Origin of the sequence: Atlantibacter sp. (assembly GCF_032062175.1) — a bacterium.
Classification (GTDB): Bacteria; Pseudomonadota; Gammaproteobacteria; order Enterobacterales; family Enterobacteriaceae; genus Atlantibacter.
The window spans coordinates 39,008-55,973 of sequence record NZ_DAMBQK010000017.1 but is presented as its reverse complement, the minus strand read 5'-3'; the positions used below and the strand labels follow the sequence as shown (position 1 = coordinate 55,973).

The window sequence follows — 16,966 nt, the reverse complement described above, 5'->3', positions numbered from 1 at the left end:
GTATGTATAGGCTGTTGCTTACAGAAATGTGAATCCTGCCATAGATTGATGTAAGGAAATCCAGGCTCTATCACAGATGGCGGAATCAGACGCAATGCTATATAAAAAGTCATCAGGTAAAACAAAGGGTTAATCAGCGGCAGAATATGCCTGTCGCTCACAACGAGGTGGAAGATGTTAGAACAGGTATGCCAGTTGGCGCGCGAGGCGGGAAACGCCATTATGCAGGTCTATCAGGGCGAAAAACCGATTGACGCAACCCATAAAATTGACGATTCCCCGGTCACGGCGGCAGACATTGCCGCCCATAAAATTATCGTTGCAGGACTGAATACGCTGACGCCGGATATTCCGGTATTGTCTGAAGAAGATCCGCCCGCGTGGGAAATTCGTCAGCACTGGCAGCGTTACTGGCTGGTGGACCCGCTGGACGGCACCAAAGAGTTCCTGAAGCGCAACGGCGAGTTTACCGTCAATATCGCCTTGATCGAAAACGGGAAGCCGGTATTGGGCGTGGTGTACGCGCCGGTGATGAAGGTGATGTACAGCGCCGCCGAAGGTAAAGCGTGGAAAGAGGAGTGCGATATTCGCAATCAAATCCACGTGCGCGACGCCAGGCCGCCGCTGGTGGTGATCAGCCGTTCGCATACCGATGATGAACTGAAAGAGTATTTGCAGCAATTGGGCGAGCACCAAACCACGTCCATCGGTTCATCGCTCAAATTCTGCCTGGTGGCGGAAGGGCAGGCGCAGCTTTATCCGCGTTTCGGGCCGACCTGCATCTGGGATACCGCTGCGGGGCATGCGGTGGCGGTGGCGGCCGGGGCGCACGTTCACGACTGGAAAGGCGTCACGCTGGATTACACCCCGCGCGAGTCGTTCCTGAACCCCGGCTTCAGAGTTTCTATTTACTAAGCAACTGTTGCAGCAGGCTCATTACCTGCTGCACTTCCTGCTGGGTCAGCCCGCCGTCTTTAGCGAACTGCACACGTCCCTGTTTATCCAGCACCACTACCGCTGAACTTTCTGGCTCCAGCGCCCAGGATTTGGCGACCACACCATCGCTATCAACAATGAACTGCGACCACGGATACAGCTTTTTGTTGTCCTCCAGGCTGCTGCGCACAAACATCGCGCTACCGGGGATGGCATCGTCAGTATTTACAATGGTGGTGGTTTGATAGGTGTCATGAGGCAGTTTGGCGTTTTTGATGGCTTCAATCAGCCCGGCGTTTTTTTCTTTGGCGGAGGTGCGTCCGGCAATATGCTGCACCACTCGCACTTTTCCACTTAACTGCGCGCTGTTCCAGTTTTTGTAGCTAAACTTATCGTTAGTAAGAATCAATTCGCCACGGTCAGATACGCCGACCGGCGGGACGCGTTGATTATCCTGAAAATTATGTGCCGATGCCATTAATGGCAGCAGCAGTGTCGCGAGCGTCACGGCTTTGCGAAGGGTCATAGATTGACTCCATATTGTTGTTGTAAGCAGGTGATCGGACCACCTGGTCCCGACATTTTAAGCATATGTGCTAAATCCCGCATTTACCCGCAACCTTGATGCCAGTTTGCGGGCGGACGCACATATCCTGAAGAAAATCGCGCTTTATACTGCCTTTTATGAGCAACTGAAAAGAAAACTCTTAAAAAGTGTAATAAAACGGTAAATAAACTTAATCACACTGTGTCACCTGACCAATCTGGTCTATAGTCATTTGGCAACAAAATTTGCGCCTTATCCATGACGGTCCGATTGTGGAACCGCCGGGGCGTAACACTAAGCAGGAGTAGAAAAAAGTGAAAATATTCCAACGTTATAACCCCCTTCAGGTGGCTAAATACGTGAAGATCCTGTTCCGTGGACGGTTATATATCAAGGATGTAGGCGCTTTCGAGTTTGATAAGGGCAAGATCCTTGTCCCGAAAGTGAAGGACAAGCAGCATTTCTCTGTGATGTCCGAAGTGAACCGTCAGGTTATGCGTCTCCAGACTGAGATGGCTTAACCCTTTAAGTCGTACGTGAGTATTACCTGTGCAGTAATCAAACGGCCCCGATGGGGCCGTTAGTGTTTCTGAAGGTCAGGAAGCAGGGGTTTCTTCCGGCTTGCGGGGAACCAGCACGGTAGGCTTGTTATCAATGCGCGTCACCAGCAGTTGGTCGATGCGGTAGTTATCAATATCGACCACCTCGAACTTATAGCCGGAGAACTTCACCGAGTCGGTGCGTTTCGGGATTTTACGCAGCATAAACATCATAAAGCCGCCGATGGTCTCGTAATTGCCGGACTGCGGGAACTCATCAATATCCAGCACGCGCATCACGTCATCAATCGGCGTCCCGCCGTCAATCAGCCACGAGTTCTCGTCACGCGCGACAATTTGCTCTTCCAGCCCCTGGCCGACTAAATCGCCCATCAGCGTGGTCATCACGTCGTTCAGCGTGATAAGGCCTACTACCAACGCGTATTCGTTCATGATCACCGCAAAATCTTCCCCGGCGGTTTTAAAGCTTTCCAGCGCTTCAGAAAGGGTCAACGTGTCAGGAACAATCAGTGTATTGCGGATTTGCACGCCGCTGTTCAGCGCCAGGCTCTGGTTGCCCAGCACCCGGTTCAGCAGTTCTTTGGAATCAACATAGCCGACGATATGGTCGATATCGTCATTACACACCAGGAATTTGGAATGGGGATGTTCGGCGATTTTGCTCTTAAGGCTCTGCTCATCTTCATGCAGATCGAACCAGACGATGTTTTCACGCGAGGTCATCGACGACGGCACGGTGCGCGATTCCAGCTCAAACACGTTTTCAATCAGCTCATGTTCCTGTTTACGCAGCACCCCGGCCAGCGCCCCGGCTTCTACCACGGCGTAAATATCATCAGAGGTAATATCGTCTTTGCGCACCATCGGCAATTTGAAAATGCGGAAAATCACGTTGGCAAGGCCGTTAAAGAACCACACCAGCGGGCGGAACACAAACAGACAGAAGCGCATCGGGTTGATGATACGCAAAGCAATCACTTCAGGCGCAATCATACCGATGCGTTTCGGCGTCAGGTCGGCGATTAAAATAAACGCGCCGGTGACCAGCGAGAACGACATAATAAAGCTCAGTTGCTCCGCCATTTCAGGGGACACTAAGCCGTCAAATATTTTGTGAAAGGCCGGTGAAAACGCCGCATCGCCGACAATACCGCCAAGGATCGCCACCGCATTAAGGCCAATCTGCACCACGGTGAAGAACATGCCTGGGTTTTCCTGCATCTTCAACACGCGCATGGCGTTGATGTTGCCTTCATCGGCCATCAGTTTAAGTTTTATCTTGCGGGAGGCGGCAAGCGAGATCTCAGAAAGCGAGAAAAACGCACTGACGCCGATGAGACAAAGTATTAATAAAATACTGTTTAACATAGTTTATCCAGCCTGAGCCGGATCCTCGAAAGGGAAGTGAAAAATCCATTGAAAATAACATGATAAATTCCGGTCTCACCCTGGAGCGAGGCCGGAATTTCACCGCCTAGTATAGCAGCAGCCGCAACTGGGCTGCCAGTGGAAGCGGTTTTGCCTTAATAATCGAAGGGTTAAGCCGCTTTATTTGGCATGGCGGTTTTATCCTGCAAGGCATAATCGGGGTGGGTTTTGACGGATATCGGGCGCGCCTGAACGTAACGCATCACCGCCATGATTATAAAAAGCAACAGCAGCAGAATGGCCCAAAACAGCAACTGGGCTCCGGGTGCGGCGCGCAAAAATTCATTTTTTACCGCGTCATGAAAATCGGGGTTGATCAGTGCCGTGACGGAAAAATAGAGCTTACGAATAACGTCATTATCTCCGCCTACCATAAAGAGGATGCCGTAGGCCCATTGCACGACAGCACCCACACCTGTCCAGAGTACCGATAAGTAAATAACGCGCCCAGTCCGGGTACGGTAGTGGCGTTTTACGTACAAAAAGGCGGACAGAAAACCCGTCAGCACCATAACGGCAATTAATACCAGCGTTAGGCTGAAATACATCATGGCCTCCGACACCGCCTGCATCAGCGCAGCCGAGTCATGAATATATGTTTTGTTATACAGGGTTCTTAAAAATTGTGAGTCTGTAAAAAAGGCCAGCAACAATCCAAAGGTAATGGACAGCAGCGCGATAAGTATTTGCTTCAAAAAGAGGGTTCTTGAGGCGTTATTGTAGATAAGCGTAGACGCGACACGATTGATATGATTAAGAAACACAAACGACATCAGGGCGGTAACCATAAAAGCGACCAGAATAAACGTAGTACCAAAAAGTAAATCATACATTTGATCGACACTGATACTGTTAATGTCCTGCTCAACGTGCGGCATCACATTATCGATAAGTGAGGTAATGTCATCCGTCATCCATGAAAATATTCTGGCGATAACCCAGGAAATGGCCACCATAAATCCACTATCAATGTGTTGCCATATATCAGCCGTCGTCAAATTTTTTACGCGCTTTTCCACGGGGGGATGAAAGGAAAAAAGCGTTTGGCGTCTTGCTTTCTTTAGTGAAAGTTGAGAGATCAGCGCGCTTCGATATCCTTCCTGAGCCGCGACTTCATCAGTCAGCAATTCGCGAGTGCGAATAAAGTGCCGAATAATAAGTAAATTCACAATCAGAATAAAAATATCATCGTCTACGTTGATCAGTGCGCGCGGGATCATTACAACAAAATTATATAAAATGCTCTGGCCCTGCGCTGTCATTGTCGGCATGGCAGTGAAAAATTGTGACCAGAAGTAGAGTTGAATGGCAATGATATTAAATATTGTGAGTGCGGCAAAAGCGTAAAACAGGTAAAGGGGGAAGGTGATAAATAAAATATCTTTCTGTTTTATATGGGCGCATTCATGCGCGATAATACCATCGATATTTTCCTGCTTATTGAATGCAATGCATAACCCTTTTTCCGCGACCACGCGCGGGTGAAAATTGTGATACGTGTAGTACGCATTTTTGCCAATGGTTGAGGCCATCACCAGGGGAACTGTCTTGCCCATGATGCCACGAATGATCAGCGCGCAGTGGCTGAAAAAGTTAGCGTCCTGCTCATCGTTGGCGTTAACACGGTACCGTTGGTCACGCCGATAAGCGCTCACCATATATAAAACCAGGGCAAGCAGTAATAACAAACCACAATCAAACCAGGGAAGTAAAGGGTCGTCAATGCCGGGATAGAAAACCAGGCTAAGGTTATTAACCGGCCCATTGCCATAATAAAAATAAGCCAGCATAGAAAGGATAATTAACCACTGGCCGAGCCGGGTTTCGTCGTAAAAAGACAACTGATTTATTTTGCGCATACTTTACCTCTCAGGAGGCGTAAGTAACCTCAGGGCAATCGCATCCGCGATGCTGTCCGCTAATTCCCCGGAGAGTTTTTTCTTGCGGCAAACCGCCAGAACAATTTTTCTGACCTCAGTGGGGGAATATTTGACCTGGGCAGTCACGCCTTTTTCTGATGAAAACAGGACCTTTTTAAGCTGCTCCAGCGTCATGGCGCTTAATCCATGCAAAATGTCGGGCGCGATAATGGCGATAACATATTTTATTATCGGGAAAAGTTGGTTTGCCAGGTACTGAACGGTATCGCCAACGTCGAATGCGCCAGCCATATCCTGCTGGGGTTTAGCATTCAGTGAGTTATCAATAATATCGCCTAAATAGCGATATTCAGCAGGCTCATTTTCTTTAATAATCTGGGCAACAACTTCCCACGCTAACGAATCCTGGGCGCTGATTTTCATAAGATACCCCATGAGCGCAATGCCTCATTATTCTATATAACACGCCAGCCAGTTACGGTATCAACCTAAGGTTGTATCTTAAAGTGAAGCGGGTTATTTCCGGGTAATCAAATGTTAACGCCCCTTTATTTGCAGAAAGAGTGAGAAGCAGCGGATAAAAAAGTGTATGGGCCTGAAATAACAGGCCCATAGATGATTCAGGAAATGCGCGGTGGCAAACACACCCCAATCCCACCAATCCCGCAGTAACCATAAGGGTTTTTGTGAAGATATTGCTGATGCTCGTCTTCGGCGTAGTAGAACGGTTTGGCGCTGGCGATTTCGGTCGTAATGGGACGCTCGTCGCCTTTTTCCGCCATCGCTTTCTGGAAGCGCGCCAGGCTGGCCCGGGCGGCGCTGTCCTGTTCCGGCGTCAGCGGGTAAATCGCCGAGCGGTACTGCGTCCCCATATCGTTACCCTGGCGCATGCCCTGCGCGGGGTCGTGGTTCTCCCAGAACACCTGGAGCAATTGTTCATAGCTAATGATCTGGGGATCGTACACCACGCGCACCGCTTCAGTATGGCCAGTTTTACCGGTACAGACTTCCCGATAGGTCGGGTTCAGCGTATAGCCGCCAGAATAACCCGCCGCCGTGCTGTAAACCCCTGGCAAACGCCAGAACACGCGCTCAACGCCCCAAAAGCAGCCCATAGCAAAGATGGCGATCTCCATGCCATCCGGCACGTTGGTCATCGAATGTTCGCTAACGGCATGCAGCGCAGCAACCGGCATCGGCGTGCTGCGGCCTGGCAGAGCCAGATCCGGGTCAATCAAGTGCTTTTTATCAAAAAAATTCATCGTAGCGTCTCCCTTAGGTGGGGGAAAAAGCAACAGCCTCGCTAAGGTTGTCACACGGCGTGTCTTTGCACACAATACAGTTGATAAATACGTCTAGATTTAAACATAAGAAATATTTGGGTAGTCGTCTCTTTTTCAATTCCCGATATGCGGGAATTTTCATCAAGCCGCGGAGCGGCACTACGTTTCCTTCCAGGGGTGGGAAAAAGGAAATTCAGGAGAAAACGTGCCACGATTCCGTCTCTATTTCTGCGCCAGTTTTATGCTGGCCTCCGCCGCCGCGAGCGCGGCGAACGTGCGTCTACAAGTGGAAGGTCTGTCTGGCGAACTGGAAAAAAACGTTCGCGCTCAACTATCTACAATACAAAGCGATGAAGTTACGCCTGACCGGCAATTCCGCGCGCGCGTCGATGACGCCATTCGAAATGGGCTTAAAGCGCTCGGGTATTACGAGCCGACAATCGATTTTGATCTGCGTCCACCGCCGCCAAAAGGGCGCCAGGTTTTGATCGCCAAAGTGTCGCCTGGGGTGCCGGTTCGTATAGGCGGGACCGATGTGATCCTGCGTGGCGGTGCGCGAACCGATCGCGACTATCTCGACCTGCTCAACACCCGTCCAGCCATCGGAACGGTGCTCGATCATGGTGACTACGACAATTTTAAGAAAAGTCTCACCCGCGTTTCGTTGAGAAAAGGCTACTTCGACAGCGAATTTACGAAGAGCCAGTTAGGGGTTTCTCTCGAACGTCATCAGGCATTTTGGGACATCGACTATAACAGCGGCGAACGCTACCGTTTTGGGCCGGTGACCTTCGAAGGGTCGCAAATCCGCGAAGAGTATTTGCAAAGCCTGGTGCCGTTCGAGCAGGGCGATTATTACCAGTCTAAAGACCTGGCGGAACTGAACCGCCGGCTTTCCGCCACCGGATGGTTTAACTCCGTGGTCGTCGCGCCGGAATTCGATAAGGCCCGTCAGACCAAAGTGCTGCCGCTTCACGGCGTCCTCTCGCCGCGTATCCAGAACCGGATTGAAACCGGGGTCGGTTATTCCACCGATGTGGGCCCACGCGTTAAAGCCACCTGGCACAAGCCCTGGATTAACTCTTACGGCCACAGCTTCACCACCAGCACCAGTATCTCTGCACCGGAACAGCAGCTCGACTTCAGCTACAAAGTCCCGTTGCTGAAAAACCCAATCGAACAGTATTACCTGGTGCAGGGCGGCTTTAAGCGTACCGATCTCAACGATACCGAGGCCGATTCCACCACCCTGGCGGTGTCGCGCTACTGGGATTTGTCGAGCGGCTGGCAGCGCGCCATCAACCTGCGCTGGAGTCTCGACCACTTTACCCAGGCAGATGTCACTAATACCACTATGCTGCTTTATCCTGGCGTCATGATCAGCCGCACCCGCTCGCGCGGTGGGCTGATGCCGACCTGGGGCGATTCCCAGCGCTATTCGGTGGACTACTCCAACACGGCCTGGGGTTCAGATGTCGACTTCGTGGTGGTACAGGCGCAAAACGTCTGGATCCGCACCCTTTACGATCGTCACCGCTTTGTGGCGCGCGGCAATCTGGGCTGGATTGAAACCGGCGATTTCGACAAAGTCCCGCCGGACCTGCGTTTCTTCGCAGGCGGCGACCGCAGTATTCGCGGTTATAAGTACAAATCTATTTCGCCGGAGAATGATGACGGCAAACTTACCGGGGCCTCCAAGCTGGCTACCGGCTCGCTGGAATACCAGTACAACGTCAGCGGCAAATGGTGGGGGGCGATGTTCGTGGATTCCGGCGAAGCGGTGAATGATATTCGCCGCAGCGATTTCAAAACCGGCGCGGGTGTCGGGGTGCGCTGGCAGTCGCCCGTCGGCCCGGTCAAACTCGATTTCGCGGTGCCGATTGGCGATAAAGAAGAACACGGGTTGCAGTTCTACATCGGTTTGGGGCCAGAATTATGAGTTTATGGAAGAAGATCACCCTTGCCGTGGTGCTGTTTCTGGTGGTGCTGCTCGGGATTGTTGGTTTTTTAGTCGGGACGACCACCGGCCTGCATATCGTCTTCAAAGCGGCTGACCGCTGGGTGCCAGGGCTGGAGATTGGCAGCGTGACCGGCGGCTGGCGCGATCTGTCGATCAAAAACCTGCGTTATGAGCAGCCTGGCGTCAACGTGATGGCGGGCGAAGTTCACCTCGCCGTGAAGCTGGCCTGCCTGCGCGACAGCAGCCTGTGCGTAAACGCCCTGGCGTTACGCGATATCAACGTGGTTATCGATACCGAGAAAATGCCGCCCGCGGCTCAGGTAGAAGAGGAGGATAGCGGTCCGCTCGATCTCTCAACGCCTTATCCCATCACACTCAGCAGCGTGACGCTGAATAACGTCAACATCCGTATTGATGACACCACGGTATCAGTAATGGATTTTGCGTCTGGCCTTAACTGGCAGGAACGTAACCTGACGCTGACGCCGACAACCTTACAAGGGCTGCTTATCGCGCTGCCAAAAGTCGCCAAAGTGGCGCAGGAAGAAGTGGTTGAACCGAAGATAGAGAACCCGCAGCCGGATGAGCTGCCGCTGGGCGAGACGCTCAAACAGCTGTTCTCGAAACCGGTGCTGCCGGAAATGACCGACGTCCATTTGCCGCTGAACCTGACTATCCAGTCATTCCGCGGCGAGCAACTGCGTTTGACGGGCGATACTGACGTCACCATCAACGCGATGCTGCTTAAAGTCAGCAGCGTAGATGGCCTCGCTACTCTCGATGCGCTGGATATCGATTCCACCCAGGGAACGGTGAACGCCACCGGACGCGCCGAGCTGCGTAATAACTGGCCGGTTGATATCACGCTTAACAGCACCCTAAACGTCGATCCAATTAAAGGCGAAAAGGTCAAAATTAAAGTCGGCGGCGCGCTACGCGAGCAGCTTGAGTTTGGCGTTAACCTGTCCGGCCCGGTTGACCTGGTGCTGCGCGGCCAGACGCGGCTGGCGGAAGCGGGCCTGCCGTTGAATCTGGATATCACCAGCGAACAGCTGTACTGGCCGTTTACCGGTGAAAAGCAATATCAGGCGGACGATCTCAAGCTCAAGCTGACCGGGAAGATGACCGATTACACCCTGAGCTTCCGCACGGCGGTGAAGGGCGCGGATATTCCCCCGGCGACCATTACCCTGGATGCCAAAGGCAACGAGCAGAACATCAATCTGGATAAGCTGAACGTCGCGGCGCTGGAAGGCACTACTGAACTGAAGGCGCTGCTCGACTGGCAGCAGGCCATCAGCTGGCGCGGCGAATTAACCCTCAATAAAATCAACACCGCCAAAACCTGGCCGGACTGGCCCGCGAAGCTGGATGGCTTAGTGAAACTGCGCGGTAGCCTGTACGGCGGGAGCTGGCAGGTGAACGTGCCGGAAATCAAGCTGGCGGGCAACGTCAAACAGAACGCCGTGAAGGTTGATGGCCAGATCCAGGGCAACAGTTATATGCAGTGGGTGATCCCCGGCCTGCATGTGGCGCTGGGGCGTAATACCGCCGACATTAAAGGCGAACTGGGCGTGAAGGATCTGGAACTGGACGCCAACATCGACGCGCCGAATCTGGATAACGCCCTGCCGGGCTTAGGCGGTACTGCCAAAGGCCTGGTGAAGATCCGTGGCACGGTGGAAGCGCCGCAGGTGCTGGCGGATATTACCGCACGCAATCTGCGCTGGCAGGAACTGTCGATTGCCCAGTTGCGGGTAGATGGCGATATTAAATCCACCGACCAGATTGGCGGCACCCTGGATGTCCGGGTTGAACGCATTTCCCAGCCGGGGCTGACTATCGCGCTGGCAACGATTAACGCCAAAGGCAGCGAAAAAGATCATCAACTGGCGCTGCGGGTGCAGGGCGATCCGGTTTCCGGGCAGCTTAATCTGAAGGGCAGTTTCGATCGCGCTGAGCAACGCTGGCGCGGCACGCTTGAAAACACCCGCTTTGAAACGCCGGTCGGCCCCTGGTCGCAAACCCGCGCCATCGCGCTGGATTACCGTGGCCAGGAGCAAAAAATCAATATCGGCCCACATTGCTGGACTAACCCGAATGCGCAACTGTGTCTGCCACAGGCTGTGGATGCCGGGGCGGCAGGCCATGCGGTGGTGGACCTTAACCGCTTTGACCTGGCGATGGTGAAGCAATTTTTGCCGCCGGAAACCCAGGCGAGCGGCGTATTCACCGGCAAAGCTGATGTCACATGGGACACCACCAAAGAAGGGCTGCCGCAGGGCAGCGTGACGCTGGATGGACGCGGTGTCCGGGTTACGCAAATCGTTAACGGCAACGCGCTGCCGGTGGTCTTTGATACCCTGAGCCTGAACGCCGCCCTGCGTAATAATCAGGCGGAGCTGGGCTGGCTGCTGCGCCTGGCGGGTAACGGCCAGTTTGACGGCAAAGTGCAGATCGCCGATCCGCAAAACCGCCGCGACTTGTCCGGCAACGTCAACATCCGCAACTTCTCGTTGGCGATGGTTAACGCCATCTTCTCGCGCGGTGAAAAAGCGGCAGGGCTGTTAAACGCTAATCTGCGGTTGGGTGGCAACGCGGCGCAGCCGCAACTGTTCGGGCAGTTACAGCTGACCAGCGTGGATATCGACGGCAACTTTATGCCGTTCGATATGCAGCCAAGCCAGCTTTCTCTGGCGTTTAACGGCATGAGCTCCACGCTACAGGGCGTGGTGAATACGCGGCGTGGGCAAATCAATCTCAACGGCGACGCCGACTGGAGCCAGATTGATAACTGGCGCGCGCGGGTGGCGGCAAAGGGGGATAAAGTCCGCATTAGCGTGCCGCCGATGGTGCGGCTGGATGTCTCGCCGGACGTCGTGCTGGAAGCCACGCCAAGCCTGATTACTCTGGATGGCCGGGTCGATGTGCCCTGGGCGCGTATCGTGGTGCATGAGCTGCCGGAAAGCGCAGTCGACGTTTCCAGTGATGAAGTGATGCTGGATGCGCAGCTTAAACCGGAAAGTGCGCCGACGGCGGCCATCCCCATCAACAGCAATCTGATCGTGCATGTCGGCAACAATGTGCGGATGGACGCCTTTGGGTTACGGGCGCGACTGACCGGCGATCTGAAAGTGGCACAGGATAAACAGGGGCTGGGCCTGAACGGCCAGGTCAATATTCCGGAAGGGCGGTTCCGCGCTTACGGCCAGGACCTGATCGTGCGTAAAGGCGAACTGCTGTTCTCCGGTCCGCCGGATCAGCCGCTTTTAAACATAGAGGCAATCCGAAATCCTGAGGCCACGGAGAACGATGTGACCGCCGGGGTACGCGTTACCGGCACGCCGGATGAACCGAAAGTTGAGGTGTTCTCCGACCCGGCAATGTCGCAACAAGAGGCTTTGTCGTATCTGTTGCGCGGTCAGGGGCTTGAGAGCGGGCAGAGCGATAGCGAAGCCATGACGTCAATGCTGGTTGGCCTGGGGGTTGCACAAAGTGGGCAGGTTGTGGGTAAAATCGGCGAGACGTTTGGCGTCAGCAATTTGGCGCTGGATACCCAAGGGGTTGGCGACTCCTCGCAAGTAGTGGTCAGCGGCTATGTACTGCCGGGTCTGCAGGTGAAATATGGCGTAGGTATCTTTGATTCTCTGGCGACGCTCACGCTGCGTTATCGCCTGATGCCTAAGCTATATCTGGAAGCAGTGTCTGGCGTAGATCAGGCACTCGATTTGCTCTATCAGTTCGAGTTTTAGCAATGCGAATATTTGTCTACGGTAGTTTAAGACGCAAACAAGGCAACAGCCACTGGATGACCAACGCTCAGTGGCTGGGCGATCACACGGTAGAACACTACCAGTTGTTCAGCATTGGCCACTATCCTGGCGCGGTGCCGGGTGAAGGGGAGGTGTTGGGTGAAGTGTATCGCATTGATGCCAGTACTCTTGCTGAGCTGGATGCCCTGCGCACGAAAGGGGGGGAGTACCGGCGTCAGCTAATTCAAACGCCTTACGGCAGCGCCTGGATGTATGTTTACCAGCGGCCAGTTGAAGGCCTGACCCGCATAGAAAGCGGCAACTGGTTGGATAGAGAGAATTATTAACCTGGAAACCACGCTCCGGCGTGGTTTTTTATGCCCCTGACCTTGAGAATGCTTCTTTTTTATTACTTGATTACTTAATTACATTTTATTGTTAATAAACTTTTTAATAAAATTAAATGATGAGGCGGTTCTTTTCTTCGCCTCATACCGTATCATGCCCTACATATTATTCATGATGATTATTTAAAATGAAGCCCATTAATTCTCTTTATATGTTGAGACGTTAAGAAGCCCACTTGAAGTCTATGTTTTTTTGAGGGTTATTATTAAGGTTAATATTTATCTAAATCATTTAAACGATCCTTTAATGGGGCGTTTGTTCTTTTTGGAGCAAAATAATAATTGTCAATATATTTCCGCAGTATTAAAATTGGTTATCTGTGATTGACATTTTTAAATGTAAATAAAAGCGTAATACTAAGTTGTAATGAAAGATACGGTGAATTTTATCGGATTTAATTCGTTGAATCACAGATAAACATTTCTCAAGGACAATAATAGATTTAGGAAGGATATGAATATGAGCTTTAAAAAATTAGCGCTGGCTTCCGTAATGAGTTTGGTTCTGGCTTCCGGTGCTGCAAGCGCAAAAGACCAGGGGCACGGTGTAATTAATTTTAGCGGTTCTATTATTGATGCTCCGTGCTCAATTAATCCAGATGATGATAATCAGGATGTTGACTTGGGCCAGATTTCTAACGTGGCGTTAGAAAGTGACAGTAATGCTGGTACCTCTACTCCAAGAGAGTTTAAAATCCGTCTGGAAAAATGCTCCCTCGGCACGATCAAAACTGTTACCACCACCTTTACCGGTTCCGCTGGCGTGGTACCTGATTCCCTGGGTATCGCGGGTACTGCTAAAGGCGCCAGTATCATTCTGACCGATGGCGGCAATGCACAAATCAAACTGGGCCAACCTACCGCTCCTCACGTGCTTCAGGATGGTAATAATACCCTGCTGTTCACCGCATACCTGCAGGGTGACGGCGCTGCCGCAACTATCGTCCCAGGTGACTTCACTTCTATCGCCGACTTTACTCTGGCCTACCAGTAATATTCTGCGTCTTTTGGTGAACATACGTCTGCTGATGCAGGCGTATGATTTTTACCATGTTCAGAGAGGGAAGAATGTTCGGATTACCACAAGGCGTAATGGGCATTGCCTTTGCAACGTTAACCTTTGCTGCACTGGCATCAGAACAAACAGCCAATCCTGCTTCTGAATTTGATTTGGGCTTGACAGGCCGGTTGAATATGCAGGGTTCTATTCTTTCCAGCGCCTGCGATATCACAACCGGCGACGGATGGCAGGCAATAGAACTGGATTCAGAAACCCGCAGCCACATGAAGCGCATCGGAGAAGGCGAGCCGAAACCTTTTACTATTCATCTGAGGAACTGCTCGTTAGCCGTTTCGGAAGAGCATGCGCCGTGGCAGTACTTACGCGTGACTTTCGACGGCGCAGATAATCATGGGCTTTTTAAGGTTCAGGGAGCTGGTGGAGTCGCGCTACAGCTTGTGGATCAGAATGGTAAAGAAATAACACCGGGAAAAGCAGTTCCTTACCGAACAGAGGCGTCAGATGATATTCGTCTGGATTATCAGGTGCGGCTTAAATCTACGATGGGAAATTTATTGGTGGGTAGTTATCAAACCACCATTAAATACCGTGTGGAATATTTTTAGCACCAGAAAAAACACCATCGGACTGTAGTGTTATGACTGGCGGTAATTAATGAATAAATTAATAAAAAACAATAACCGGCGAGCGGCGACATCGAAAGTAATGCGTCTTTCTTTACTGGCTTTTTTCATTTTTGCCGCATGGCGAGCCCCCGCAATGGCTGCCGAAGAAATTCAGTTTAATACCGATATACTGGACGTGAAGGACAAACAGAATATTGACCTTGGCCAGTTCTCAAAGCGCGGATATGTTATGCCGGGCGAATATACCTTCAAAATTAAAATCAATCAGAGCGAGCTTGAAGAGCAGCCGATACCTTTTTTTGCGTCTGAAACCGATAAAACTCAATCGATACCCTGTTTGACGCCTGAAGTTGTCACTAAGTTTGGGCTTAAAGAAGCCTATTCTAAAAAAATGACGACCTGGCGTAACGGCCAGTGTGTGGATATGAATTCCCTGAGCGGTATTGACGTTATTCCGGATCTCGGAACCAGCACGCTGACAGTAAATATACCTCAGGCCTATCTGGAGTATGTTTCAGATGACTGGGCTCCTTCGTCTATGTGGGACAATGGTATTCCAGGGATACTGGCAGATTACAACTTCAACGCGCAAGTGCGTAATAACGAAGGAAACAGCGACGATAACTCAATATCAGGCAACGGGACCTTTGGGGCTAACTTTGGGCCGTGGCGTGCTCGTGCTGACTGGCAGACGAATTACGACAACACGAATGACGAAAACAGTGGTGGTCAAAAGCAGTGGGACTGGAGTCGCTTTTATCTTTACCGGGCGCTACCAGCCCTGAAAGCGAAACTCACGCTTGGTGAAGATTACGTCAACTCAGATCTCTTCGACAGTTTCCGTTTTACCGGGGGGAGTCTGGTTTCTGATGACAATATGCTGCCGCCTAATCTGCGCGGTTACGCGCCAGAAGTCACGGGTGTCGCGAAAACCAATGCGAAGGTCACGATATCTCAACAGGGGCGGGTGATCTATCAAAGTCAGGTCGCTGCAGGTCCGTTTGCGATTCAGGATCTGAATAATGCCGTTTCCGGGACGCTGGATGTTCGCGTAGAGGAGCAGGACGGCTCGGTTCAACAGTATAAGGTTAGTACCGCCAGTATTCCCTATCTGACCCGTCCGGGTAGCGTGCGCTATAAGTTTTCTGCGGGGAAGCCAACTAACTATGACCATCACACCGACGGCAATACGTTTGGTACCGGGGAATTTTCCTGGGGTATAAGCAACGGCTGGTCACTGTATGGCGGCGCGGTATCAAGCAGCAAATATCTGGCACTGGCGGCGGGGATTGGCCGCGACCTGATGGCGCTGGGCGCGTTGGCTTTTGACGTCACGCGTTCAGACGCGAAATTGGATGATGAACACCGTCATGGTCTGTCATATCGGGTGAGCTACTCCAAACGCTTTGATGATACAGGTAGTCAGGTCACCTTCGCAGGGTATCGCTTCTCCGAGAAAAACTACATGAGCTTTAGCGATTACCTGGGCTATCGCGCGGATTATGGCGATTTCATGCAAAGCAAGGAGATGTACACCATCACCTTTAGCCAGCAATTTGAGAGTTTAGGGTTAAGCGCTTATGTCAACTATTCACACCAGACCTACTGGAATAGCCCAGCGGAAGACCGCTATAGCCTGTCGCTGTCCCGCTATTTCGATGTGGGTAAATGGAGAAATATCAATGCATCACTGACGGCATACCGCAACAAATTCAACGGAGTGAATGACGATGGGATGTATTTAGCCGTGTCCATTCCGTGGGGTGATAGCGGTACGTTAGGGCTGAACTCATCTTATAACGGTGATATGAACAGCCACAGCATGAGCTATTTCGACCGTCTAAAAAATGGCGATAACTACCGGATAGCGGCAGGCGGCACTGAAGACGGCGGTTCACTCAGCGGTTATTACGATCATGAAGGCGACCAGGCTGAAGTAACCGGCAACGTTGACTATCAGCACGGACAGTACAGCTCGGCAGGTCTGTCTCTACGCGGCGGGATGACGGCCACAGCGCAGGGTGCGGCATTACACCGTTCGAATGTCATGGGGGGAACGCGTGTATTGCTGGATACCGGCGATGCGACTGGGATCCCGGTGCAGGGCTATAGCGACACCACCACCACTAACCACTTTGGTAAGGCGGTAGTGACCGAAGTGAGTGATTACAGCAAAAACAGCCTGAGCATTGACATTAATCACCTTCCAGATAACGCCGAAGCATCTTCTTCGGTAGTGCAGGCGACCTTAACCGAAGGCGCAATTGGCTATCGCAAATTTAATGTAGTGTCAGGCCTGAAGGCGATGGTCATTATTCGCCTGGCCAGTGGGGCTTATCCACCGTTCGGCGCCAGCGTAAGAAATAAGGACAACCAGGAAATCGGTATCGTTAACGACGAAGGGCAGGCCTATCTGAGTGGCCTGAAATCGGGTGCGAAAATGAGCGTTATCTGGGACGGCGCGGCACAGTGTGCCGTAACTATTCCGGAGAATCTGGAAGGAATGAACCAGACCGGAAATCTCTTACTGCCGTGCCAATAAGGCACGGTTTAGAAACCAAGTAGC

13 protein-coding genes are annotated in these 16,966 nt (G+C 51.9%); 8 read left to right on the top strand and 5 right to left on the bottom strand.

The features are described from left to right. The first annotated feature begins 174 nt into the window (after positions 1-174). The gene (gene cysQ, locus RT120_RS15175; protein ID WP_312983828.1) at positions 175-915 is read left to right on the top strand and encodes a 3'(2'),5'-bisphosphate nucleotidase CysQ; all 741 of its coding nucleotides are present in this window, start codon (positions 175-177) and stop codon (positions 913-915) included. On the opposite strand, the gene RT120_RS15170 is transcribed toward cysQ, so the two are convergent. After that, positions 905-1,462, bottom strand: coding sequence for a YtfJ family protein (locus RT120_RS15170; protein ID WP_312983826.1), 558 nt, complete (start codon positions 1,460-1,462; stop codon positions 905-907). The two genes, cysQ and RT120_RS15170, sit on opposite strands and share 11 nt — an antisense overlap. A gap of 335 nt (positions 1,463-1,797) precedes the next feature. Here RT120_RS15170 and RT120_RS15165 point away from each other — a divergent pair, with 335 nt between their 5' ends. Next, positions 1,798-2,004, top strand: a complete 207-nt coding sequence (locus RT120_RS15165) for a DUF1107 domain-containing protein (protein WP_032616223.1) — start codon at positions 1,798-1,800, stop codon at positions 2,002-2,004. A 75-nt stretch (positions 2,005-2,079) separates the two neighbouring features. Here RT120_RS15165 and RT120_RS15160 read toward each other — a convergent pair whose 3' ends face one another. The 4 genes from RT120_RS15160 to msrA all read right to left on the bottom strand — a co-directional run bounded on the left by RT120_RS15160 (position 2,080) and on the right by msrA (position 6,613). Continuing rightward, the gene (locus RT120_RS15160; protein ID WP_312983823.1) at positions 2,080-3,411 is read right to left on the bottom strand and encodes a hemolysin family protein; all 1,332 of its coding nucleotides are present in this window, start codon (positions 3,409-3,411) and stop codon (positions 2,080-2,082) included. 170 nt (positions 3,412-3,581) lie between these two features. Further along, positions 3,582-5,330, bottom strand: a complete 1,749-nt coding sequence (locus tag RT120_RS15155; protein WP_312983821.1) for a M48 family metalloprotease — start codon at positions 5,328-5,330, stop codon at positions 3,582-3,584. Positions 5,331-5,333: 3 nt separating this feature from the next. Continuing rightward, positions 5,334-5,774: a hypothetical protein gene (locus tag RT120_RS15150; RefSeq protein WP_312983819.1), complete on the bottom strand. Its 441-nt coding sequence runs from the start codon at positions 5,772-5,774 to the stop codon at positions 5,334-5,336. A 197-nt stretch (positions 5,775-5,971) separates the two neighbouring features. Continuing rightward, positions 5,972-6,613 (bottom strand): peptide-methionine (S)-S-oxide reductase MsrA, encoded by a 642-nt coding sequence (msrA, locus tag RT120_RS15145; RefSeq protein WP_312983817.1) that lies wholly within the window; start codon positions 6,611-6,613, stop codon positions 5,972-5,974. Positions 6,614-6,875: 262 nt separating this feature from the next. Here msrA and tamA point away from each other — a divergent pair, with 262 nt between their 5' ends. From tamA to RT120_RS15115, 6 genes are all read left to right on the top strand, one after another. After that, the gene (gene tamA, locus RT120_RS15140; RefSeq protein ID WP_312983905.1) at positions 6,876-8,573 is read left to right on the top strand and encodes an autotransporter assembly complex protein TamA; all 1,698 of its coding nucleotides are present in this window, start codon (positions 6,876-6,878) and stop codon (positions 8,571-8,573) included. Continuing rightward, positions 8,570-12,346: a translocation/assembly module TamB domain-containing protein gene (locus tag RT120_RS15135; RefSeq protein ID WP_312983815.1), complete on the top strand. Its 3,777-nt coding sequence runs from the start codon at positions 8,570-8,572 to the stop codon at positions 12,344-12,346. The genes tamA and RT120_RS15135 overlap by 4 nt, the downstream gene beginning before the upstream one ends. Before the next feature lie 2 nt (positions 12,347-12,348). Further along, the gene (locus RT120_RS15130; RefSeq protein ID WP_312983812.1) at positions 12,349-12,693 is read left to right on the top strand and encodes a gamma-glutamylcyclotransferase; all 345 of its coding nucleotides are present in this window, start codon (positions 12,349-12,351) and stop codon (positions 12,691-12,693) included. 520 nt (positions 12,694-13,213) lie between these two features. Next, complete coding sequence (locus RT120_RS15125; protein WP_312983810.1) at positions 13,214-13,747, top strand: fimbrial protein; 534 nt, start codon at positions 13,214-13,216, stop codon at positions 13,745-13,747. A 74-nt stretch (positions 13,748-13,821) separates the two neighbouring features. Then, positions 13,822-14,379: a fimbrial protein gene (locus tag RT120_RS15120; protein WP_312983808.1), complete on the top strand. Its 558-nt coding sequence runs from the start codon at positions 13,822-13,824 to the stop codon at positions 14,377-14,379. 49 nt (positions 14,380-14,428) lie between these two features. Beyond that, complete coding sequence (locus tag RT120_RS15115) at positions 14,429-16,942, top strand: outer membrane usher protein (RefSeq protein ID WP_312983806.1); 2,514 nt, start codon at positions 14,429-14,431, stop codon at positions 16,940-16,942. Positions 16,943-16,966: the final 24 nt, after the last annotated feature.